Here is a 22,558-nt window from a genome sequence, read left to right as displayed (position 1 = left end):
TCAGCATACAGCAGGCACGTCTATATGTCAAGATATTAATGACGCACTACACTAGTATCCCTGAAAATTCTCTGTGATGATACTGTCTTTAGGCAGAGCCAATTCGTCGCTCAGTATCTTCTTCATTGCCTCGACCATCATAGGCGGGCCGCATAGATAGAACTTGCGTTCCTTGAAATCCGGGATCTCGGTCCTGATGATCTGGGCGTCGATTGTGCCAACCGTGCACTTGAATCCGGGCTCTGCCTCCGAGAGGACATGGCAGACCCTCAGCTTAGGGTATCGTTTCTGCATCTCGTCAAAATCTTCTCGGAAGGCAATATCTTTAGATGTGCGATTTCCATGAATCAGAACTGAATCTGTCCCGAGATTCTTATCCACCATGTATTTGAACATGCTTCGAATCGGCGTGATGCCTATGCCACCGGAAAGAAAGGCGATCTTGGCGCGTTCATTTCCTTCCAGCGTGAATTTGCCAAGAGGCAGCTGTAGCTTCACGATGTCGCCGTTTTTCAGTCCAATCACCCTCTTTGAAAAGACACTCTCAGAGATTCTCTTCGTGAATTCCACAAAACCCGTCTCAGTAGGGGAATTTGATATGGAGAGAAAGTGCTCGAGGTCCTTTCCTTCCCCCAGGATGACCTTCATGAACTGCCCGGCCTTGAACTCGACAGGTTCGATGAGGCCAAGCCGGACACTGACTACATTGTGCGTGCGCTGGATGACCTCTTTGACCTTCAGTGCAACCTCTTGAGCCATAATCGCTCCTTGGCTAACTAATTGAGACTAAGGACAGAATTACACTACTTCTTTTTCGGCGATGTTATTCCCACGCTACTCATCAAGAACGAATATATGTCAACCTGCTGATCGATGCTCTCCGATATCCTGGTCCCGCCGCCGTGGCCGCTTTCCTTCTGAATGATAAGCAGAATTGGCGCACCATTCGGGTCCGCATCCTGCATCCGGGCAGCCATCTTCATCGCGTGAAGTGGATGGACCCGCGGGTCATTGTCACTGGCAACAAAAAGCACGGACGGGTATTCTGTCCCGGCACGCACGTTCTGATACGGCGAGTACTTTAGCAGATAGGGAAACTGGTCGGCATTGTCCGAGCTCCCGTATTCCTCGGCCCAGATGTTGGAGTATCCAAACTTCTGGTAACGGATCATGTCCAGGAGCGGCACACCGCAATAGACCGCCTTGAACAAGTCAGGCCGCTGCGTCAGGACCGCGCCCATGAGCAGCCCGCCGTTACTGCCGCCGCCAATCGCCAGCTTCTGCGGGCTCGTGTATTTATTTGCAATCAGCCATTCGGCTGCGCCGATGAAATCGTCGAAGACGTTCTGTTTCTTTTCAAACATGCCGGCTTCGTGCCACTCTTTTCCATATTCTCCGCCGCCGCGCAAGTTCGGGATAGCAACCACGCCCCCGGCCTCGAGCCAGGTCATGTAACTGCTTGAAAAGCGCGGACCTATGCCGATATTGAACCCGCCGTAGGCCGTCAGGTAGGTCGGAACCAGCCCGTTCTTCACAAGCCCCTTGCGGTGGACCAGGAACATGGAAACCTTGGTTCCATCCTTGGACTTGAACCAGACCTGCTCAGTAGTGTACAGCGCCGAGTCGATGTGGATCGGCGGTTTGTGGAATAGCACGAGCTTGTTCTTCGCGAAATCGTACTTGAAGGTGGTGCCTGGATAGGTGAAAGAGGTGAACTGTACCCAGATGTCAGGCTTCGACCAATAGCCCCAGACATGGGAACTGCCCACGGTGGGAAGCGGAAGGTCGCGGATGTACTTTCCATCCAGCGTGTAGATCTTGATTATGGTGTAGGCATTGTGTGTGTAGACAGCGTAAAGATGGCCGGCGACTCCCGTGACATACAGGAGCTTGTCTCCCGTCTCGGGAATGAGGACCTGCCAGTTCTCCTTGCCCGGTTTGTCCACGCCCGTTGAATACACTTTGCCCCTGGGTGCATCTTTGTCAGTCCAGATGATCAATCTGCCCTCGATCTCAAATGCGTGATATTCGGCGTCCATGTCCGTGGTGATAGGGACCAGGGCGCCGGAGCCACCCAGAGGTCTGAAATACACCTCGTTCTTGTAGAACAGGCCCCGGTTAAAGAATTCGTACTTGCCATCTTCGCTGATGAAGCACAAGTGAGAGAATTCCTTGACTTTGTCGTGATAGAAAACTTTCTTATCCTCGCTTGCCGCCGTACCGAGCTTGTGAAAATATACTGCATCCCAGTATTCCTCTTCGCCCTCGGGCACATCACCTTTTGCAGGACTGCAGGTGTAATAGAAACCCGAACCATCGGGCAGCCAGGCAACACCGCCCTGGCGCCAGCCATGAAGGGAATCTGGCACCGATTTTCCGGTCGCCACTTCCATTATCTTGATTCTGGGGTCCTCTCTGCCGGCTTCGGACACGCCGTAGGCCAGGTATCTGCCATCCCGTGACGCATCGGTCAAATCCAGAGTGTTGGTGGCCCATTTGTTGGGATCAAGCAGAAGCACCGGCTTGGCTTTCTCGTTTTCCTTGGTGTAGTAGGCCCAGCGCTCCCAGTCCTTCTTTATCGCACGGTAGAATATGCGCTCCCCCACCAACGCCTTTTCAGGCGCGCTCCTATCATCGTAGCGCCGGAGTTCAGTGAGTCTTTTCGTGAGGCCTGCCCGCTGTGGCAATTTGTCAAGGATAGTGCGGGCAGTTTTCTCTTCGGCGGAAAGCCACTCCTGCACCTTAGGATCCCGGTAATTCTCAAGCTCGCGGTACGGATCAGGAACTGCCGTGCCAAAAATCGTGTCCACTGCGCTGCCCTTGGGAAAAGGCGGATAATTCATCACGGGACGTTCCACGCTGCTGACCATACCGGCCAATCCCACAAGCAACACTGCCGAAAACAACACTGTCCTGTACATCGATCCCTCCCTCCGGACTGAAGACCGTCCAATCCCCTGCTTCGACAGTTACGCTGTCAAACGGAATGGCTGAAAAGTAACCGACCGTCGACTGTATCATACCTCGACCGGGTTGTCTTGTGATGACGATGAGCCGCGAGGTAGCCGTAGGAAATGGCGTTGGAGCGAACATGACGAGATTCCTGGGGTGCCTCCCCCAAAAAAGGGAGTGCCCTATTTAGGATCATCGATTGCTGTCTGGAAGACTCAAGCAGGTGGCGAATTGTTCCCTGATATCGCGTCATCCTCCGATTGGCGTGCAGTAAGGCCCCTCAGGGATGACCGCCAGAGATGTCTCTTTCCCGACAAGCCGGTCCAGGAGTTCCTGTACCGCCGTTCGGACACCGCAGTCTCTCACGCGGACGGCACGCATAGATAACTTGTTAACTTCGTCAGTAGCGAGACCCTCAGTTGCAAAATACAGATTCCCGTCACCTACTTTCTCCAGCGCGCGGGCTTGCATCTGAAGCTCCCACTGGTCCTTCCTTACCTCAGGGTTTGCCCTAATGTGATTCAGGAACTCGCGCCAGCGTCCGGAATACTCGAACATCATTGCTCTGTAGTCCGGGCTCCCAACACCTTCCGAACAGCTACCCAGCGATATTACAGCTCCGCCATCCTTCACTGCCGGCAGGCAAGATACCATTCCTTTCACACACTGGTAAAAGGTTGTGTCCAAAGGATACCCGCCGCATGAAGTCAATACGACATCGTGCTCGAATTCGACCTTGGGACAGGCATACGTGCGAACAGAATCACAGGCAGCCCTGTGGGATGCATCCAACTCGCCGGCGAAGGTTCTGACGATTTGGCGCTTCTGATTTAGCACAATATTCAGCGTGAAATCGACGCCAGTCGAGCGGGCGACCGAGAGTGCCTCGAGATGGCAGGGATTGTCATCAAGCTGGCCGTTTTGAGCCAAAGGGTTTGCCAGGAACTCGTAGCCGTGGAAACTCCGCAGCATTTCCATTGATACCAATCCGGGGCAGATGGCTTTGCGTCCGCCCGAGAAGCCGGCCATGAAATGCGGTTCCACGAGACCGGTGATAATCCGGAACCCGGCTCTGACAAGATGGCGATTCAGTTTGATTCTGCTCCCTGACCAGCTTTTCCCCTCCAGCTCCACCAGCTCAGAATCATCATCTGCCTTGTGGTCAAGAATGCGATAGCTGGAACATATCTCCTCTCCGAACATTCCTCTCCGCTCTGCGGCTGAACTTGGTCTATGCGTACCCGTTCCGATCAGAATCAGGATCTCCTCCCTCGGAACACCTGCACTCACGATTTCTTCGATCATTGCCTTAAGGAAGCGGGCGTACGGGATAGGTCTCGTGATGTCGGAGACTACAATCACAACGTCACCGGGACGGCGTTTCTTCAACATCGTGCCGAGCGCCTGGGATCCGATGGGATTCCTGATTGCTTCCATCACGATGTCGTTGGGCGGGGCCGGCGGCCGGGGATATGAGGAGGAATACACAGTAGCGCCATCCGGTACCGTAACTTCGACAGCGCCTGATGCGTACAATAGTTGTGTTTTCAACCGGATTCTCCCGTCACCTCGCATGCGGTTCTGGCAGGACGACTGAACCACTCTCATGTTCTCATTTCGGCCGCTCCAGTTTCAACACAAGAATACAAGCATCCTGATTCCCGTGATGGCGATGAAGCCTGAGCAAGCGACGGAGAATGAGCGTTTCCGCTCCTGGCCTGGCAAATCCTCTATCCGGCTCACACTTCATGACGCATACGGCCGAAGAATCTTGACTCTGGTTGACGGTGTCCGCCCTGCGGGGACGTACTCTGTCTCGTGGAACGGCAGGAACGAAAACGGAACGAAGCTTCCCTCTGGAGTGTACTTAGCGACGCTTCAATCGGGCGTTGAGGTGAGAACCAGGAAAGTTGTCATCTTGAGGTAAGGCACCCCCGGGCCGTTACCGCGTCGAGAGCGCAAGACCAACCCTGGCACCTCTTGCTTGGTTTCGCACGGAAATGGGACGGCCTTCAGGGCAAGTTGCGCTGCTAATAACCGGAGCGCGTCAGGAAGGTCGAACCGAGATCTCTTTTCTCCAGCCCTTTTCTCCAAAATTCTCGCCGAAATGCGTGAGCTTCTGCAGGTGCTGCACTATTTCCGAATGGACAAACCTTTTTCGCTCCTCAGAAGGAACGAACTCCCCTGCCAGGAATTTGAATATGGCGTTGACTTCGGAGAACTCCAGGTCATGGGCCAATTCGTAGGCAGCATCCAAGTTGTCAATTGGCCCGACCAGATCTTTGCGGAACATGCGTTGGATTCTCACAATGTTGTTCCACATCTCCATGTCTGGCGGCAACAGGAGCTGTTCGGGCGTCAACGATCCCAGGACATCTTGCAGTGTGGTCGCATGTCTCACTTCATCGTCAAACAGTCCCCGCCAGAAGGCATGAACTCTAGGTTCATGCGAGAACAGCACTGAGAGTTTCTTGTAGATATCAGCGGCTGCGTATTCAATCTCGATTGCGCTTTCAAAAAGCCTCTCGACTGTCGCTTCGCGAACGGATTCCATCATCCGACATCGCTCCTTTCCCGGCACGACCTAACCGCTCAGGTCTGCCTCACAGCGACAAAGCTTAATCCGGGGGCCAGACCGGCAGAATTAACTGATTCGTCTCTCTTCTTCCGGCGAGTGCTCCGCCTAACAAACCTGCGGCTATTGTCAACACAAACTCAATGACCGCACGCAAACTGAATGTGAAACCCAAGACGACCCCGAGAATTGCAACCACAAGCCCTAAACGCCCGAAACAACAACGTCCGTGAAAACCAGGCTCGGACTGCGCTGCGAAGAATAGACCCACGGGTCATTGCCGACCTCGGCAAGTTTGTTCCAGAACTTCAAGTGATTGTCGGCGATGTTCATCTCAGCTATTGCCTGGACCGGCTCTCCTTTCTCGAAGAGCTGACCAAAAATGCCGATAGATGAATCGCCAGTGGTCGAGTTGGAATTGCCCCCGATGAAACCCGTAATGTAGATACCTCTTCCCAAGTCCTTCATGATCTCCTCAACCGATCGTTTGCCTGGCGGAATAATCAGGTTTGACGACCTTCCTGTCGTCGGCTCCCAGCCTAGTTTTCGGCCGTAGTACCAATCTACATAGAAGTCGTTCAGCACGCCAGATTCGACCATTGTTCTTTCTTTCGCAGCAAACCCGTCACTATCGTACAGCCGGCTGCCCAATCCCCCAGCGAGCAGCGGATCGTCGATCAGAGTGAACTGGTCACTTCCGACTTTCTGTCCTTTCTTGTCCGACAGGAACGACTGCTTCTGCTGGATGCTTCTTCCTGACATCGCCTGAAGAAATGCTCCCAGCAGCCGAGGAACATTTTGGTTCTCCACGATGATAGGCAGAGTTTCGGTTTGTATCTTCTTCCCGCCAAATAGACTCAGTGTGCGCTTTGCTGCGAGGGCACCGATCTCCTCGGGCCTGGGCATAGTCTTCCTGGAGACAGCTCCGGCATAGTAGTATCCCATGGGACGCCGATCACCCTCATCCCTGGCTGACATACTTGCACCGACCTGGTACTCCGTGGATTCCCTGTAGCCCTCGAAACCGTTGCTCGACAGCATCACTGATTCACGGTAGCTATCGTATTGCTCTGCTGTGACAGAAATCACCTTGTCTCCGCCCAGGCTGAGGCAGGAATCTTCCATGGTTTTGACTATACTGTGCCTTGCTTCAGGTGTGAGCTGGGCATAGGATGGGTCGAGGATCTGCAGATCGAGCTGTGCCCTGCCTGCATAGTATTTCGGGTCAGGCAGGCTTCGAAACGGATCCTCCGCCAGGAGCTTCGTTGTGGCAACGGCGTTTGAGATGAAAGCCTGCAATGGTTCCTTGCGCAGATCCGAAGTGCTCTGGCCTGAGTAGCGGCCGTTTGCGAAGATTTCGATGAAGAGCCCCCTGCTTGACGCCTCCTTAATGGTCTCTGGTTTTCGTTCCCGATAGCTTATCTCGACAAACCGTTCCCTGCTGATTTGCACCCGGCAGTCATCAGCTCCGGCAGATTTCGCGGCTTTGATCGACGAAGCGGCAAGATCTAACATTTCTTTGTTCATTGTTGGACTCCTTACGCTTTCACGCCACCGACAGTCATCGATTTCACAAGTGTGGTCGGCATACCGAAACCAACCGGAACACCCTGTCCACCCTTGCCACAGGTACCTCCACCACCCCTGTGCATCTGGAGATCGTTGGCAACCATGGTGACGTTTCGCAGCATCTTAGGACCGTTACCCATTATGTTGATGTCTTTGATTGGATTGGTGAGTTTCCCGTTCTCGACCATCCACCCCTGGGACACGTAGAAAGCAAAGTCTCCCTCGCCGATTTTCACCTGTCCGTTGGCGACGTCCTGAACGTAAATCCCCTTGTCCACGCTCTTGATGACATCTTCCGGCGTCGCGGAGCCGGGCAGCATGTAAGTATTGCGCATGCGTGGCTGCACGTAGTGCTGGTAGTTCTGCCGGCGTCCATTCCCTGTGGGTTTCACCTTGTAGTGCCGGGCCGAAATCTTGTCGTGCATGTAGCTGGAAAGAATACCCTTGTCCACCAAGACCGTTTTCTGCCCAGGCGTACCTTCGTCATCAACATTGAGGGAACCTGACAAGTTCGGAATCGTGCCATCGTCAATGATGGTGACAAACGGCTCAGCCACTTGTTTTCCAATCATCGTACAGTACGTAGATACGTTCTTCCTGTTGAAATCCGCCTCCATCCCGTGTCCGATGGCTTCGTGAAGCAGGATGCCTGTGAGACCGGGACCTAACACGACCGGCATCTCCCCAGCTGGAGGTTGAACCGCGTCGAAGAGAACCACTGCCCGGTCCACCGCAGTCTTGGCAACTTCCTCCACCACGGCCGGAGTGTAGTAGGAAAAGTCTCTGCGTCCTCCAAGATTCCATCCTGCCCGTTCCCGCCTGCCGTTCTTCTCCGCAACTACGTTGGCATAAAGGATAACCCTCGGCAGCAGATCCTCAGCCTTCTCTCCGTCGCTGGTCACAACGAGAGTACGCTTTTGCTGGTCTTGAAAACCGGCATTGACCTTGATGACCAGCGGAGACAGGGCAAAACACTTGTCGTTTATCGACTGAACAAGAGGCAGTTTGGATTCAAGCGGGACCAAAGTCAGCGGGCTCTTGAGCGGATAGTAGTCTTCCAGCTTCAGGCTGGCAAACTTCGCGGGGACTCCCTTCCCCTTAGAGTCGGCTATTGTGGCCGCGGTGGAAGCGGCAGCCAGCATCGCATTTTCATCCAGCTCCTGTGTGAACCCGTAGCCAACCTGGTCACCTTTTACCGTTCGAATTCCCACGCCCAGAGCCACATCGCTGTACGCCTGGTTGACCTTGCCGTCCTCGAGTACAACATAATTGCTAATTGAGTGTTCGAAGTACAGATCGGCAAAGTCGCCTCCCTTGGACAAAGCCTTGGCAAGTACCTTCTGACAAAGGCTATCTGTAATGCCGAACTCGGATTCAAAATATCCCTTTGTCCCTGCATAGGCGAGGCCGAGCCAGTCCCTCGACAAACCGGGCGCTACAGCGGCAGCAGCAGCCGTCGTGGCGGCAGTCTTGAGAAAGGTACGTCTCGATACCAACTTCATACGATCCTCCTCATGTTGTGAAGGTTACCGCAAACCGATGATAGAACTTTGAGGGTTCCGCGTCTTTGTGCGCGCGAACGTCACCTCCTCTGTCGTTTCCTCAATGCCCCAAGTGCGGAGCAGAGTAGAATCCGCTTTGGACATCAGCGAGCTAGTCGAACAAGGGCTCGGGCAAAAGCTTATTGATTATCTGACATCCTGGAAGTCATGGCAAGCTGTGATTTTGGCCGGCCATCCAACTGCATAGGGTGATCATGCTGTATTCTCTTCCGTCTCACAGCCGGTGAGACAGCCAGTGCATGATGTTGATGGCGAGCTGGCGGTTGTCATTGCCGGGGGAATTCATTCCGAATTTGCTCCCCTTATAGGTCTGAGCAGTGAGCATCGCCGCTTCGCCGAGAACTACGATCCTTCCTTGTCTGCAAGAGAGTGCAAGTCCCTGTGCTTTGCCTGCGTGCTTCGGCACTATCCCGGTTCCTTCCGGCACGTACTCGATTGCAGAATCCGGAAGCCGCAGGAGAACGGAAGCTTTTGGAGGACCATCGAGCGACTGCCCCGTGAATGTCATTATTCGTTTCACTGCGGCGTCAGCGCTTTCTCCGGATATGATTGGGTGATCACCCAGGCGGCCATTTTCACTTGTGAAGAGCAGAGGATCCGATTGCTCGTTCGGCACCTCGACATAGCCGCCGTTCATCCGGATACCAAAGGCGGCTGCCAGAGCTTTCGCGGATTCTCCGAAGGGGGCGTGATCCGCGATTAGCAGCAGAGATCCGCCCAGTTCCACCCATGAACGAATCACTCGAATCTCATACCGTTTGAATGCTGGCATCTCGCGTGTCTTCTTGACAGGGATCGGGAGGTTGATGCCAAGAATCTGCGGCTTCGTTCCCCCGGCTGCATTCACGATCACAAGGATATTCGTCTTGGCCAGATTTTCGGGCGTGAACTTTCCCTCCCCCTTCACCACATTGTATCCGTTGGCCTTTAGGAGACGAGCGAAAGGACGGTACTTGCCGCCCGCGGTGTGGGCATTGTGGTGGGCTTCGTCGATGACAACCAGCGGATGAGTAGTCGTAAATGCGGGACGGATAACCTTCGGGTCCCATCGGTTGTCCGCTTTCTGCCTCTGGGAGTTCGCGAATACTGCCAACGTCAGAACAGCGGCGAGGATTACGACACCAGCAATCGCAAGGATCTTCTTCATGCCAGCCCTCCGCAGAAACTCACGTTCTAACGGCCCGGATGCGCCAGTCCGCGTGTCTTCATGTCAGAAGCCGTACCAGTACTGTTCCAGTTGGTCTAGCTCGGTGACATTCATGCCTGTCGGGAGCGACGCAAGAAACCATTACGCCTGGATCAGTCGCCACCGGCTTCCGCAGTACAGGGTCAGATCAGTAGTCCTCTTCCCTGTAGATCAGCGGCTCGCACCCTTGCCGGCGACGTTCTGCTGAAACGATGCGTCCCACGATCAACTTCGCGTCACCCCGCTCGTGGACGTCTTCGACCCGGCAGTCGAGTGCTACCGAGCAATCATCCAGTAGCGGCGAGCCGGTCTCTGCCGTGTGCCACCCGATGCTCTCAAACTTGTTTCTGTCGCGGCTGGAATAGCGCCCGAAGAGGTGAGCAATTTTCTGCTGATCGCGCCCCAGCACACTCAGGCCGAACGCGCCAGAAGACAGAATGAGCTTACGCGTAGCGCTCTGGCTTCCAACGCAAATGAGCACGCGTTCGGTGCCGACCTGCGTTGCCCAGGCAACAGCGAGCCCGCCCCGCTTCCCCTTGTGCTCCGCGCACACGACGTTGACCCCGTGCGCAAGCATGTCATGTCTGAGCTTCATTTCCGTCCCCCTATTGAAGTCGTTCGCGCTTGACGTCACGCAGCGGTGGCAACCGCACCGGTACTCATATCCTGGAGACTACAATCTCTTCTTGATCGTCCTCCATGATTCTGTGGTCAGGAAGCTCTCATCCATGTTGAGGACCATCTCTTTGAATCTTCTCGTCGGAGTTGTGAAAGTCAGACTATTCTTTGGCACATGAGGCCGGGCGGAAATATCAAACATACCCAGCACACATCTTGGATTCTCCGACTTTGCTTCGAGATAGGGATAACCCACGATAGACGCACAGCCGGAGCCCATCGGAGCAAAGACCGCCTCATTGTCAGCCCTATCGAAGTTGGCCAAAGTGAAGAGGCCGGAGAGCAGATCGAAGGATGTAAAGAATATGACTGCAAACGGTTCCTCTCCTTTTCCCAACTTGTCCCACCGTTTGAACACAAGATATTTGGCGGGCGCCTTGAACGGTGGGCATCTCTGCATGAATGCTCTTACCAATTCGGGGGATTTCTTGTAGCGCTCGCCATCAATTTCGCCAGGGATACCGTATGATAGGAAATACTCAAAATTGGGCATCAACTGTTGCTGGAAACCGCAATACCTCTTTCCCCCTGAGCAGCCGGGACTTTGTGCGTCATACACAAATGGAAATCCTTTGCGGACGCGCTTGAGATTCCCAATCAAACAGCGGTCGATGTTTTTCGTCTCTTTGATGTTATCTTCACGGGCTTCGTCAGTGTAGAAATAACAGATCGGCAATTCAGCACCCGGAAAATACTTCTTCCATCTGGAGACGAAGAACTTGGAGAATTTAGCGTCCATTACATCACCGTCCCTTTCACAATTGGATCAGTGCAAAACAACAATCATTGTTTCGATGCGGCCGGGAAGAGCTTCGAGCCAGAATCTGCTCTCACAACTCCACGAAAGTGATGCCTGGATTCTCGATGTCTGTTCGCTGCGTTCGCCGGAGTTCCGGGTAGTCAGCCAGGAGCTTGCTTCCAGCGGCTCCGTCGCGGGCAAATTTGTCTCCAGCAAGGCACGATCGTATGCGCTTTGCCTTCAATTGATCCTGAAGAAAACGGCGGACTGCATTACGGAGCTTCCCTCCCCTCCCACTCGATCCCCATCCGTGAATTATGCGAAGCAGTTTGATTTCAGATTGCCTTGCACGATGGATTTCGCATATCAACCGTTCGAGGCCTTCCTCCACGGTCGGCATGCCCGCCTTGAGATTCACAGTTCTAATCTTTTCCCGAGGGGCAGCCACCCAGCGTTGCCCACGTTGCTGAGACCCGCAGAAGCGACAGCGAAGTGAATCCAACGGGATTTCGTTTCCGCAGACTTCGCATTCTTTTGTCTTCATTGTGAACGCTCAGACCGGGGTTTTGGATGCAAATCAGCCAAGCATTGAGAACAAATACCGTCTGTTTGCTCAGGCGTCAAGCGATTAGAGCACTGTTAGCAGGACCAACAGGCGTATGCTGGGGATGGAAGCCGACAGTATCGAAGAAAGATGGGATGTTTCGAAGTTCCCGCTTCAGGGAGATTGGGAGATTCCGTTAGGGAACGTTTCAGAATCCTATCAGATTGGGGAAACCCATCGGCCAAACAAGAGCTCTATCCCTTGACAGCGGGCATATTCATGTCTGTCACCCGGTCATCGACTGTGCTACGGCTGGCATTCCTGAGGTCTCTGCCTCTTCGCCCACATACCTGGGCAGGTAGATCTCTAAGGTCGTCCCGGCGCCCGGTTCGCTGCGAGCGTTTATGAAGCCCTCATTTTGCTTGACGATGCCGTACACGGTGGCCAGCCCCAGACCCGTGCCCCGACCCAGGCCCTTCGTGGTGAAAAAAGGTTCGAAGACGTGCTTGAGGACCTCGTTACTCATCCCCACCCCGGTGTCGCTCAGCGCCAGCAGAACATACTCTCCAGGAACTGACCCTGCGTGCTCGGCACAGAACGCATCATCGAGCACCCGGTTGGCCGTCTCGATTGTGACTTTGCCCACTCCCTTGATGGCATCCCGGGCGTTGACCGACAGGTTGGCCAGAATCTGGTCCATCTGAGAGGGATCAACCCTCACTTTCCAGAGATCGTGGCCCGGCAGCCAGACCAGATCAATATCCTCGCCGATGAGCCACCGGAGCATCTCGAGCATGCCCAACACAGTATCGTTCAGGTCGAGCACTTTCGGGTCAATGGTTTGCTTGCGAGCGAATGCCAGCAGCTGGCGGGTCAGGTTCGCCGATCGCTCCGCTGCAGACTTGATCTCTCTCATGCGTTTGTGCATCGGGTCTTGTTCGGTCAGCCTTGCCAGGGCATTGTCCGCGTTGCCAAGGATCACTGTCAGTATGTTGTTGAAATCATGGGCAACTCCGCCGGCCAACTGTCCCACCAATTCCATCTTCCGGGCCTGGATTAGCTGTGCCTGCAGCTTCTCCCGCTCCGCCTCCGACCGCTTGCGCTCGGTGATGTCCGTGTCAGCTCCTCGATATCCAAGCAGGTTTCCCTTGTCGTCCAGCAAAGGTAGCCCGCTGGTGGCAAGCCATATGGTTTGACCGTTCTTATGCACGTTGCGGTTGATAAATTCCCAAAACGGCTGTTTGGCGGCAAAAGCTGCTAACGCCGCCGCCTTGAGCGCCTCCCTGTCCTCCGGGTGAAAAAGGTCATAGAAATGTTTTTGCAGAATCTCCTCCGGCGTGTAGCCCAGGATCTTTTCGACCACCTGACTGGCATACGTATACTTACCCTCAGCATCAACCTCCCAGATCCATTCCTGAGCGTTGTCAGCAATATCCCGGAACCTTTTCTCGCTAGCCTTCAGCGCCTCCTCCGACCGCTTGCGCTCGGTGATGTCACGCGCGGTGGCCAAAACACCCAGCGTCCGGCCTTGCTCGTCGCGATAAACGGCGGCATTGAAGAGCACGTCAGTAACGCGGCCCGAAACGTGCCGGATCGCCAGTGGATAGTCGCGGACGAAGCCTTCCGAGAACACACGCCGGTAGCTCTCGCGTGCCTTCTCTGGCTCGGTGAAGCAAGCCGAGAAATCCGTGCCGATTAGCTGGGCACTCGGCACGCCAGTGACCCGCACCGAGGCTTCGTTGACATCGGTGATCTTTCCCTCAGCACTGATGGTGACCAGCGGATCGAGGCTCGCCTCAATGAGATTGCGAGCATAGGCGGAGGCCGCGCGCAGCGCTTCCTCCGACCGCTTGCCTTCGGTCCGTAATGTGATCATGTCAACATCTCCTTCATTTATCGCTTCCGGTGGCTTGTTCTTGTGCTCACGGCCACTATGCGACCGACTCAGCAAACTTGCGCTCGGCCGCAGATAACCTCCCATTTTCAGGAGGGCCTGACCGTGGACAACGGAATTATCGTCATCATTCTCATGAAACTTGATGTCACATTTCTGCTGGGAGATTTGCTTCAAATGGTCACGAGATAGAGGGCATAATAAGCGGAACTACATCTGCACGGGGCTGGCTCCCCTCACCCTACCCTCTCCCCCAAGGGGAGAGGATTCAATAAGCCGGGGGCAGTCGCGGTCTCCCTCACCCTTCCCTCTCCCCCAAGGGGAGAGGGAAACACATCTGCTAGAACTCCGTAATGCCGGTGAAGTGGAACTTGCTGATTTTCATGGGTGGAGTCACAACACCCGTTGTGAGCTCTGCGGTCTTTCCAATCATTTCGGCATTACTCAGCATGCCGAGAACACTTTCGTTGAACCTCATGTTCTTGATGCCCCTTGTGAGCTTCCCGTTCTCAATCAAGAATGTTCCATCCCTGGTCATGCCGGTTATGATCGTCTTCTTGGCATCGACAACGCGGTTATACCAGAATCTTGTTATGAGGACCCCTTTCTTCGTCGAGGCAATCATCTCGTCCAATGTTGCGGTGCCCGTTCCAATCACCAGATTGACGGGCATTGGGCCCTCGATGTTCGGCTGCGGCAGGGCATGGCCCGTGGAACGCTTCCCATCTTTTTTTGCGGTGACCAGGTCATAGACCACGTTCTTCGCAACACCATTTTCTATGAGCGCTATCCTGTCCTTTGGAGTTCCTTCGAAATCAAACGGCATTCCATACGTTCCCGCATCAAATGCGTCATCATAGATCGTGACATTTTCGCCCGTAATCTTCTGGCCGAACTTGCCCGCCATAAAGCTCTTTCCTTCCTGGACTGAGAGTGCGCTGAATCCGATCCAGGCAAGAAAAGCCACGAGTTCACTGACGGCATTCGCCTCAAGCACGACAGTGTAGTCTCCGGGCTCTATGGCGACTGGATTCTTGCTCAGGACGGCTTTGTCAATCGCCGCATTCCCGACTTTCTCAGCATCCATTTTTGACACATCGCGCACATTGTGTTCTGCCCAGCCCGAGCTGTCTTCTCCCATCACAGTCACTGTAAAACTGCTGGTCGTTCCGTTGTGAAAGCCGAACAACCCCTTCGAATTTCCGATTGCAATGCCTCCTTCGGAGAAGTCAAAGGCACCTGCCGAATTGAGTTTCTTCTTCTTGCAGTTCTCGACGACCACGGAGATTGCCTTCGCCCGATCCTCGGGTGAAAGCTTGGCCGTCTTGTCGAAGTAGCAGTTCATCTTCGCATATTGCTGCGGACCCTGAAGACCAGGATACTCCGGGTCTTCCTTCTGATGCTTTGCGATTTCTGATGCCCTCATAACTACATCCCTGAGAGCATTCTTTTCGAGACTATTCGTCGAGGCAAATCCAACCTTTTTTCCGAATGCAACCCGTACAGAAAGAGAATGATCTTTGGTTGAGACGTTCTGATGAATCACGTTGTTTGCAAAACGAGTAAGCGCGCTTTGACCGGAGTAGAGGAGCACTTCGGTCTCGCTGGCATCGCTAAACGATATTGCAGATTCGATCATTGCCTTGGCTTCTTTGTTATCCATCTTCACTCCTTGTTGCAGGAAGTCTCCAACACCATACCGCTTCTACTGAAGAACGAAAGAACAGTCAATACGCCTGGAACGACCTCAGTACGCCACACCTACCCTGGTCTTTCTGAATCTGGCCGGCGCGGTACCCTGGGCTGTCCTTGCAGTCTGGGGAGGTTGTCCCTTGCCGCAAGTCGGGGTTCCCCATATCTCCCAGTGGTCTTTGTTGCAGATGGCATCGCATGAGTTCCAGAATTCAGTGGTAAGGCCGGTATAGGTAGGGTTCTTCACCATCGCACCCAGCTTTCCATTCTTTATTTCCCAGCCAATTTCGGTCCCGAACTGGAAGTTGTGCCTCTTGTCATCGATTGACCAGCTTCTGTTCGTGACCATGTAGATTCCGTCATCAGTATCTGCAATCAAGTCATCAAGCGTCCATGTGCCGGGCAGGAGATTTATGCAGGTCATCCTGACAAGCGGGATGTTATGCCATCCGTCGGCCCGCATGGTCCCGTTCGATCTCTGGTTGATTGCCTGGGCGGTCTCTCTCGACGTCATGTATCCAACGAACATCCCATTCTTTATGAGATCGTTCCTCTTGCCCGGGACCCCCTCATCGTCATATGCGAAACTCCCGAGACCGCGGGGCGTCGTTGCGTCTGCCACGATATTCACGATTTCAGAACCGTACTTAAGCTTGCCGAGCTTGTCGAGGGTCATGAAGCTCGTGCCGGCGTAGTTCGCCTCGCTCCCAAGCACCCTGTCAAGTTCGGTCGGATGGCCGCACGACTCATGTATCTGGAGACTCAACTGCGTACCATCAAGAATTAGGGCAGTGACCTTCTGCTCGCACTGCTTTGCCGAAAGGAGGGCGACTGCCTCTTCCCCGATCCTCAGAGCATTCTCCTTGAGCCCGAACCTTGAAATAAGTTCATATCCGCAGGATTCGTACTGCCCGCCAAATGAATTCGGATACGATCTCGTTTGAACTTCGGTTTCGTTCACCGCAGTGGCGGAATAACCGGCCCCGCTCTGGAGGATCCGCTGTTCTATGAGCGAGCCCTCGGAGTTTGCAAAAAGGCAGTCCTCATCCCAGAACTGCATTGTGGATTCCGCGACTTTTACGCCTTTCACCGATCGCAGGATTTGGTCAATAGAAAGAAGGAGTCCTATCTTCTCCTCAAGCGAAACGGTAAAGGGGTCAATCTCAAATGGCGTCTTCCACGTATCAATGTGCTTCCCTTCCGGCGCAAGAATAACGTCCTTGCTCTTGAGTTTTGCGGAGGCCTTGGCGATTCTCACTGCAAGTGCGGTCGCATCTTCAATCTCCGGTTTCGTCACATCCGCACTTGAAGCAAAACCCCATCCCCCGTCAGAAATGACTCTCACTCCAAACCCATAGCTTGATTCCCGTTTCACCGAGACCACTTTCCCGTTCTTGATCTCAATGAGCTCGGATTTGGTCCCTCCAATTCTTATGTCAGCGTAGGATGCACCCTTGACTTTTGCCGAGTCCAGGGCAAGAAGAGCTAGTTCCTTCAAGCCACCCTCCTTTTCTCACGTCCGCACGTGAACGTAGTACAGTCCATTCGGGAGTTCGGCTCCCCGAGATTTCACATTTTCATGAGCGTGAGGCGCGGAGAAGAAATCTAGCGGATTCAAAACTCTCAGTCAATCAGAAGATTGAGCGGATGGGTATATCCGATTCCCGGATGGGGCGGAGATGTTCCCAACAGTTGCGGGCTGAAATGGCGTTGGAGCGAACATGGTGAGATTCTTGGGGTACCCGGCCTGGTGGAAAGCGAGCGTCCCCAGTTAGGGGCGAGTTTGCATGTCTGAGGCCGCAGGCCGAGTTTGCGAACTCGAGCGAGCGTGCCGGGACGGGTCAAGAATCTACGCCAGGAGCGGAAACGCTCATTTCAGTCCGACAGGAAATAGGTGACTGTCACTATTTTCCAACGGCTTGACAGGCGGAAACGATTGCGAGGAAGGAGTCGCCCTTGAGACTCGCGCCGCCGACAAGAGCGCCGTCTATATTGGGCTCTCTGAAGAGATCTTTTGCATTATCGGGTTTCACACTTCCGCCGTATTGAATTCGAAGGAGCGCGGAAATAGCTTCATTGTATATCTTGCCGATCAGTTTTCTGATAAACGCCTGCGTCTCGTCGGCGACGTCGGGGCTTGCCGTTCTGCCGGTCCCTATCGCCCAGACCGGCTCGTATGCAATTACCGTCTTGAGGACCGATTCTTCTGCAATGCCTGCGTAGGCAGCCTTCACCTGTCTCTCAAGAACCTGTTCGGTTCGGTTCTGTTCCCTTTCTTCAAGCTCTTCACCCACGCAGAGTATCGGCTTCAATCCGTAGGCCAGGCTTGATTTGGCTTTCAGGTTGACCATCTCATCAGTTTCGCCAAAAAACTTCCTTCTCTCGGAATGGCCGACTATTGCGTACCTGCAGCCCGCATCAACAAGCATTGGGGGGGAGACTTCCCCCGTGAATGCGCCCTCCTTCTCCCAATGGACGTTCTGCGCACCAAGAATCAGGGGCGTTCCGACAATGACCTCAGAGACTCTGGAGAGCGCGGTGAAGGGCGGAAAGAGGACAATCTCAACTTCCTGGAACAGGTTTATGCCTTCCTTCAGACTCCTGGCAAGCTGCGCCGCTTCCTTCCCGGTCTTGTACATCTTCCAATTTGCTGCGACTATGGGCTTTCTCTGCGAAACTCGCACTATTTCTCCCCGGATGAAATTCTTAGCTATACGCTCCTGTCGGTTAGCGCCGCCACCCCGGGAAGCTCATTGCCTTCAAGGAACTCTAGTGACGCTCCCCCACCTGTGGATACATGGGTGACCTTGTCCTTGACTCCTGCCTTGGAGATCGCGCTTGCAGAATCTCCTCCGCCTACGACAGTCATGACGCCCCGTTCCCCGAGCTTGCCAAGGGCTTTTGCAGTGGAAAGCGTGCCCTCAGAGAATTCGGGAATCTCAAAGATCCCGAGAGGTCCGTTCCAGAAAATCGTCTTTGCCAAGCCAAGGCGTTTTGAGAACTCCTCTCTTGACGCCGGACCGATGTCAACTCCGTAAACATTGTCCGGAATTGCCTCACAGCTTACTGCCCGCGCATTGACGGCTTTCTCGAGCGACTCTGACACCACACAGTCGCTTGGCATGATAAGATCCGTTCCCGCTTTCTTTGCCTCCTTCATAATCTCGAGGGCCACATCAAGACTCTTCTCTTCGAAGAAAGACTTCCCGATTGTCTTGCCGTTTGCCTTGAGAAACGTGAACATCATCGCTCCGCCAATAATGAGCATGTCCAGTCTTCCAAGGAGGTTTCTTATCATCTTCACCTTATCGCTGACCTTTGCGCCGCCGATTATTCCGGCAAACGGCCTCTCCGGATTTTCGAGCAGCCTTCCAAGATTTGTTATCTCCTTTTCCATCAGGAAGCCGGCAGCGCTCTGTTTCATGAACCGCGTCACTCCGACCGTGGACGCATGCGCCCTGTGGGCAGTGCCGAAGGCATCATTCACATAGAGTTCCCCGTGCTCGGCGAGACTGGCTGAGAACTTCTCGTCATTCTTCTCCTCCTCCTTGTAGAATCTCAGGTTCTCAAGGAGAAGAACCTCGCCATCCTTGAGGCCGCGCGTGGCTTTCTTCGCATCGGCCGAAATGCAGTCGTCTGTGAACGCAACAGGCTTGCCGAGGAGGCCGGCAAGCCGTTCCGAAACCGGCTTCAAACTCATCTCAGGCACCTTTTTTCCGTCGGGCCTCCCGAGATGCGAAGTGAGAACAATTCGTCCACCCTTCCCGGCCATATACTTGATGGTCGGGAGCGAGGCAACTATCCTCGTGTCATCCGAAATGGAACCGGTTTTCGCCAGGGGAACATTGAAATCTACCCTGGTGAATATTCTTTTTCCACGAATGTCCAGGTCGCCCACCCTGATTTTGTTAAGTTTCACGCCAGTCTCCTCCGGCTCAAACCAATGGCCTCTTGATCATATCTTCCTGATCAGTTCAACAAGCCGCTCTGAGAAACCCCACTCATTGTCATACCAGGAGAATACCTTGACCATGGTTCCGTCCATGACCATGGTTAGGCCCGCATCCAGAATCGAAGAATGCGGGTTCCCGATTATGTCCGTCGAAACAATCGGATCTTCGCAATAGCTCAGTATCCCCTTCAGCTCCCCTGATGCAGCTTTAGAAAGGGCCGCATTTACTTCCTCGCGAGTTGTCGCTTTCTTCACTTCGACAAGGAGGTCCACAATCGAGCCGTCGGCGACGGGGACCCGTATGGCCACACCGTCCAGCTTTCCCTTGAGCTCGGGTATGACGAGCCCTATCGCCTTCGCCGCGCCCGTTGTCGTCGGAATCATGGAAACGGCGGCGGCTCGTGCCCTTCGAAGGTCCTTGTGAGGAAGATCGAGTATTCTCTGGTCGTTTGTGTACGCGTGGATTGTGGTCATAAGACCTCTGACTATCGTGAAGTTGTCATTCAATACCTTTGCAACCGGAGCCAGGCAGTTAGTCGTGCAGGATGCGGCCGACACGATATGGTGCTTTGTCTTGTCGTACCGTGTGTCGTTGACGCCGACGACAATCGTGAGGTCAACATTCTTTCCAGGCGCAGAGATTATGACTTTTCGCGCCCCGGCACTCAGATGCTTTGAGGCGGAATCTCTGTCAGTGAATAGCCCCGTGGATTCGACCACAACATCGACACCAAGGTCTTTCCACGGAAGTTCGGCAGGGTCTTTGACCTTGAGGACCTTTGTCTTCCTTGCGCCGACCGAGATGAATTCACCCTCAGCCGAGACGCTCTGGTCCAGGACGCCATGGACAGAGTCATATTTGAGAAGATGTGCCAGGGTCTTCGAATCCGTCACATCATTCACGGCGACGATATCGATGTTCCGGTCGTTGAGCACAGCCCTGTAAAGCAATCGTCCTATCCTTCCGAATCCGTTTATTCCAAGCTTGACCGCCATCTTTATACCCCCTTGGTGAACAGAATCGTCTATGCCGCCCCTGAGCTGCCGAAGAGCCGCATCTTGAACTTGACCACCTGTTTCACTAAAGACTTGCCCGGGGCGAGGATCTTCCTGGGATCGAACTCTGCGGGCTTAGTACTCAGTGTCTCCCTCAGTCCCGCCAGAAACGCGAGCCTCAAATCAGTATCAATGTTTATCTTCGAGACTCCTTCCTTTATCGCCATCTTTATGCTCTCGTCAGGGACGCCCTTTGGCTTTCCGAGAGTTGCGCCGAAGGACATCGCCTTTGTTACGAATTCGTCCATCACTCCAGAGGCGCCGTGCAGGACAAGAGGCACAGAGACCTTCGCCTTTATCTCCCTTATCCGTTCGAGCGCAAGGACAGCTTCCCCTTTGAATTTGTACGCCCCGTGGGACGTACCGACAGAGACTGCGAGCGAATCAATCCCGGTGAGATCAACAAACCTTCTTGCCTCGTCTGGATCAGTGAGTGTCGCGTTTCGCTCTTCGACCGAAACAAGGTCCTCAATTCCCGCCAGCCTTCCGAGCTCGCCTTCAACCGACACGCCCTTGCTTTTTGCTATCTTGACGGCCTCTTTCGTGAGCGACACGTTCTCATCGAAAGGATGTTCGGAACCATCCAGCATTATCGATGTAAAGCCGTGCTCGACGCATTTCTCAATCAGTGCCATGTCCTTTCCATGGTCGAGGTGCAGCGAAAAAGGAATCTTTGAGCTCCCGGCAATGGATCTCGCCAACGCAACAATCGTCGGAAGACCGGCGTACTTCACCGCGCCTTCAGAGACCGCGAGGATGGCAGGTGAGCGCTCTTCTTCGCCAGCCTCCACGATGGCCTGCAGGAATTCCATGTTGTTGAAATTGAAGGCGCCAACCGCATAGCCGCGCTTGCGTGCCTCGTTAAGAATTTCTCTGTTTGTGGTAAGAGCCATGTTATTGCCCCGGAGTATGTCTGACATTTGAGCAGTGTCAAGGCCCTGCTATTGCGGTTTCGAAGTGAAACCGGCTATCCGAAGAAGACTTTTGCTATTTCAAAGAGGTCTTTGTCAACTGTCTTAAGGTTCTCTATCGCCTCAATAAGCGGGACGGATACAATCTTGTTTCCCCGCAGACTCACCATCTTTCCGAATTCTCCCTTCATGATGAGGTCAACTGCTGCGACGCCAAACCTCGTTCCGAGGATTCTGTCAAACGCCGACGGCGTACCTCCCCTCTGGATGTACCCGAGCATGCTGTAGCGCGTCTCAAATCCAGTTTTGTCTTCTATCAGTTTCGCAACTATGGCCCCGACTCCCCCAAGCCTCACATGCCCGAAGGGATCCGGTTTCTCATCCTGGACAACGTAACCTTGAGTCCCCTCAGCTTCAAGCCTGAATCCCTCGGCCACAACAACTATGCTGAAATCCTTTCCTCTTTCATGCCTCTCGACTATCAGCTCGCAAATGTGGTCAATGCTGACCGGCTCCTCCGGTATCAGGATCACATCTGCGCCCCCTGCTATCCCCGCCTCGACGGCAATCCACCCGGTATTCCTTCCCATCACCTCAACAACCATGACCCTGTTGTGCGATTCTGCCGTAGTATGAAGCCTGTCAATTGCCTCCGTCGCAATGTTTATCGCCGTGTCAAAGCCGAACGTGTAATCCGTCCCGGAGAGATCATTGTCAATGGTCTTGGGAACGCCGACAACTTTGACGTCACGCTTGTAAAGCTCGTTTGCCACGCCGAGCGTGTCTTCCCCGCCGACAGCAATCAAGGCATCAATCTGAAACCTCCTGAGGTTCATAATAATCTTCTCCAGTCCTCCATCAATCCTCATCGGGTTCGTCCTTGAGGTGCCGAGAATGGTGCCTCCCTTCGGCAGTATGCCCGAGACCGACGAAAGCCCTAGCTCCTCGATGTGACCGTCCATCAGGCCCTGCCACCCCAATCGTATTCCAAGAGTAGTCCCACTATGAATCTTCAGTACTTTCCGGACGACTGCCCTAATAACTGCGTTCAGACCGGGACAATCTCCCCCGCCAGTCAGAATGCCAACTCTCATGCGGCGATCCTCCATTGTCTTTCGGGTTGAAAGCCAGGACGTTCCGATAGCATCCAGAGACTAGTGTCGTGTCCCGGAAATTCCTTGTCTATGTCTTTGCCCCGCGACACGACACTTTCATAGGGGCTTGTTACCCCTCTGACGCTTCAGGATG

19 protein-coding genes are annotated in these 22,558 nt (G+C 54.0%); 1 reads left to right on the top strand and 18 read right to left on the bottom strand.

Going from position 1 to position 22,558, the window contains the following annotated elements:
• Positions 1-51: 51 nt before the first annotated feature.
• The 3 genes from QME66_09175 to larA all read right to left on the bottom strand — a co-directional run bounded on the left by QME66_09175 (position 52) and on the right by larA (position 4,503).
• Positions 52-759, bottom strand: a complete 708-nt coding sequence (locus QME66_09175; protein MDI6809136.1) for an FAD-dependent oxidoreductase — start codon at positions 757-759, stop codon at positions 52-54.
• Between the two features lie 44 nt (positions 760-803).
• A complete protein-coding gene (locus QME66_09170) occupies positions 804-2,921 on the bottom strand; it encodes a prolyl oligopeptidase family serine peptidase (protein ID MDI6809135.1) in 2,118 nt (705 codons plus the stop codon).
• Positions 2,922-3,201: 280 nt separating this feature from the next.
• A complete protein-coding gene (larA, locus tag QME66_09165; protein ID MDI6809134.1) occupies positions 3,202-4,503 on the bottom strand; it encodes a nickel-dependent lactate racemase in 1,302 nt (433 codons plus the stop codon).
• 55 nt (positions 4,504-4,558) lie between these two features.
• Between larA and QME66_09160 the strand changes: the two genes are divergently transcribed.
• Complete coding sequence (locus QME66_09160; protein MDI6809133.1) at positions 4,559-4,879, top strand: FlgD immunoglobulin-like domain containing protein; 321 nt, start codon at positions 4,559-4,561, stop codon at positions 4,877-4,879.
• A 120-nt stretch (positions 4,880-4,999) separates the two neighbouring features.
• Here the strand turns inward: QME66_09160 and QME66_09155 are convergent, their stop codons facing one another.
• The 15 genes from QME66_09155 to QME66_09085 form a co-directional block, all read right to left on the bottom strand.
• Positions 5,000-5,509: a hypothetical protein gene (locus tag QME66_09155; protein MDI6809132.1), complete on the bottom strand. Its 510-nt coding sequence runs from the start codon at positions 5,507-5,509 to the stop codon at positions 5,000-5,002.
• 222 nt (positions 5,510-5,731) lie between these two features.
• Positions 5,732-7,054, bottom strand: coding sequence for a TldD/PmbA family protein (locus QME66_09150; protein MDI6809131.1), 1,323 nt, complete (start codon positions 7,052-7,054; stop codon positions 5,732-5,734).
• 11 nt (positions 7,055-7,065) lie between these two features.
• Positions 7,066-8,598, bottom strand: coding sequence for a TldD/PmbA family protein (locus QME66_09145; protein MDI6809130.1), 1,533 nt, complete (start codon positions 8,596-8,598; stop codon positions 7,066-7,068).
• 274 nt (positions 8,599-8,872) lie between these two features.
• Positions 8,873-9,805, bottom strand: coding sequence for a hypothetical protein (locus tag QME66_09140; GenBank protein ID MDI6809129.1), 933 nt, complete (start codon positions 9,803-9,805; stop codon positions 8,873-8,875).
• A gap of 187 nt (positions 9,806-9,992) precedes the next feature.
• Complete coding sequence (locus QME66_09135) at positions 9,993-10,439, bottom strand: flavin reductase family protein (GenBank protein MDI6809128.1); 447 nt, start codon at positions 10,437-10,439, stop codon at positions 9,993-9,995.
• A gap of 78 nt (positions 10,440-10,517) precedes the next feature.
• Entirely contained in the window at positions 10,518-11,261 is a 744-nt protein-coding gene (locus QME66_09130) for a DUF169 domain-containing protein (GenBank protein ID MDI6809127.1), read from the bottom strand.
• Positions 11,262-11,352: 91 nt separating this feature from the next.
• The gene (locus QME66_09125) at positions 11,353-11,805 is read right to left on the bottom strand and encodes a Smr/MutS family protein (GenBank protein ID MDI6809126.1); all 453 of its coding nucleotides are present in this window, start codon (positions 11,803-11,805) and stop codon (positions 11,353-11,355) included.
• Between the two features lie 286 nt (positions 11,806-12,091).
• Entirely contained in the window at positions 12,092-13,681 is a 1,590-nt protein-coding gene (locus QME66_09120) for a PAS domain S-box protein (GenBank protein ID MDI6809125.1), read from the bottom strand.
• Between the two features lie 358 nt (positions 13,682-14,039).
• A complete protein-coding gene (locus tag QME66_09115) occupies positions 14,040-15,362 on the bottom strand; it encodes a TldD/PmbA family protein (GenBank protein MDI6809124.1) in 1,323 nt (440 codons plus the stop codon).
• Positions 15,363-15,446: 84 nt separating this feature from the next.
• On the bottom strand, positions 15,447-16,889 hold the full coding sequence (locus tag QME66_09110) for a TldD/PmbA family protein (GenBank protein MDI6809123.1): 1,443 nt from the start codon (positions 16,887-16,889) through the stop codon (positions 15,447-15,449).
• Positions 16,890-17,295: 406 nt separating this feature from the next.
• The gene (tpiA, locus tag QME66_09105; protein MDI6809122.1) at positions 17,296-18,030 is read right to left on the bottom strand and encodes a triose-phosphate isomerase; all 735 of its coding nucleotides are present in this window, start codon (positions 18,028-18,030) and stop codon (positions 17,296-17,298) included.
• Between the two features lie 71 nt (positions 18,031-18,101).
• Entirely contained in the window at positions 18,102-19,310 is a 1,209-nt protein-coding gene (locus tag QME66_09100) for a phosphoglycerate kinase (protein ID MDI6809121.1), read from the bottom strand.
• A 36-nt stretch (positions 19,311-19,346) separates the two neighbouring features.
• Positions 19,347-20,339, bottom strand: coding sequence for a type I glyceraldehyde-3-phosphate dehydrogenase (gene gap / locus QME66_09095; GenBank protein MDI6809120.1), 993 nt, complete (start codon positions 20,337-20,339; stop codon positions 19,347-19,349).
• Positions 20,340-20,368: 29 nt separating this feature from the next.
• The gene (fba, locus tag QME66_09090) at positions 20,369-21,319 is read right to left on the bottom strand and encodes a class II fructose-1,6-bisphosphate aldolase (protein MDI6809119.1); all 951 of its coding nucleotides are present in this window, start codon (positions 21,317-21,319) and stop codon (positions 20,369-20,371) included.
• Positions 21,320-21,366: 47 nt separating this feature from the next.
• A complete protein-coding gene (locus QME66_09085; protein ID MDI6809118.1) occupies positions 21,367-22,404 on the bottom strand; it encodes an ATP-dependent 6-phosphofructokinase in 1,038 nt (345 codons plus the stop codon).
• Between the last annotated feature and the right edge of the window lie 154 nt (positions 22,405-22,558).

It is taken from the genome of Candidatus Eisenbacteria bacterium (assembly GCA_030017955.1).
Taxonomy (GTDB): Bacteria; Eisenbacteria; RBG-16-71-46; order JASEGR01; family JASEGR01; genus JASEGR01.
Note: the sequence above shows the minus strand (reverse complement) of the source record. Positions and strands in the feature narration are given on the sequence as shown.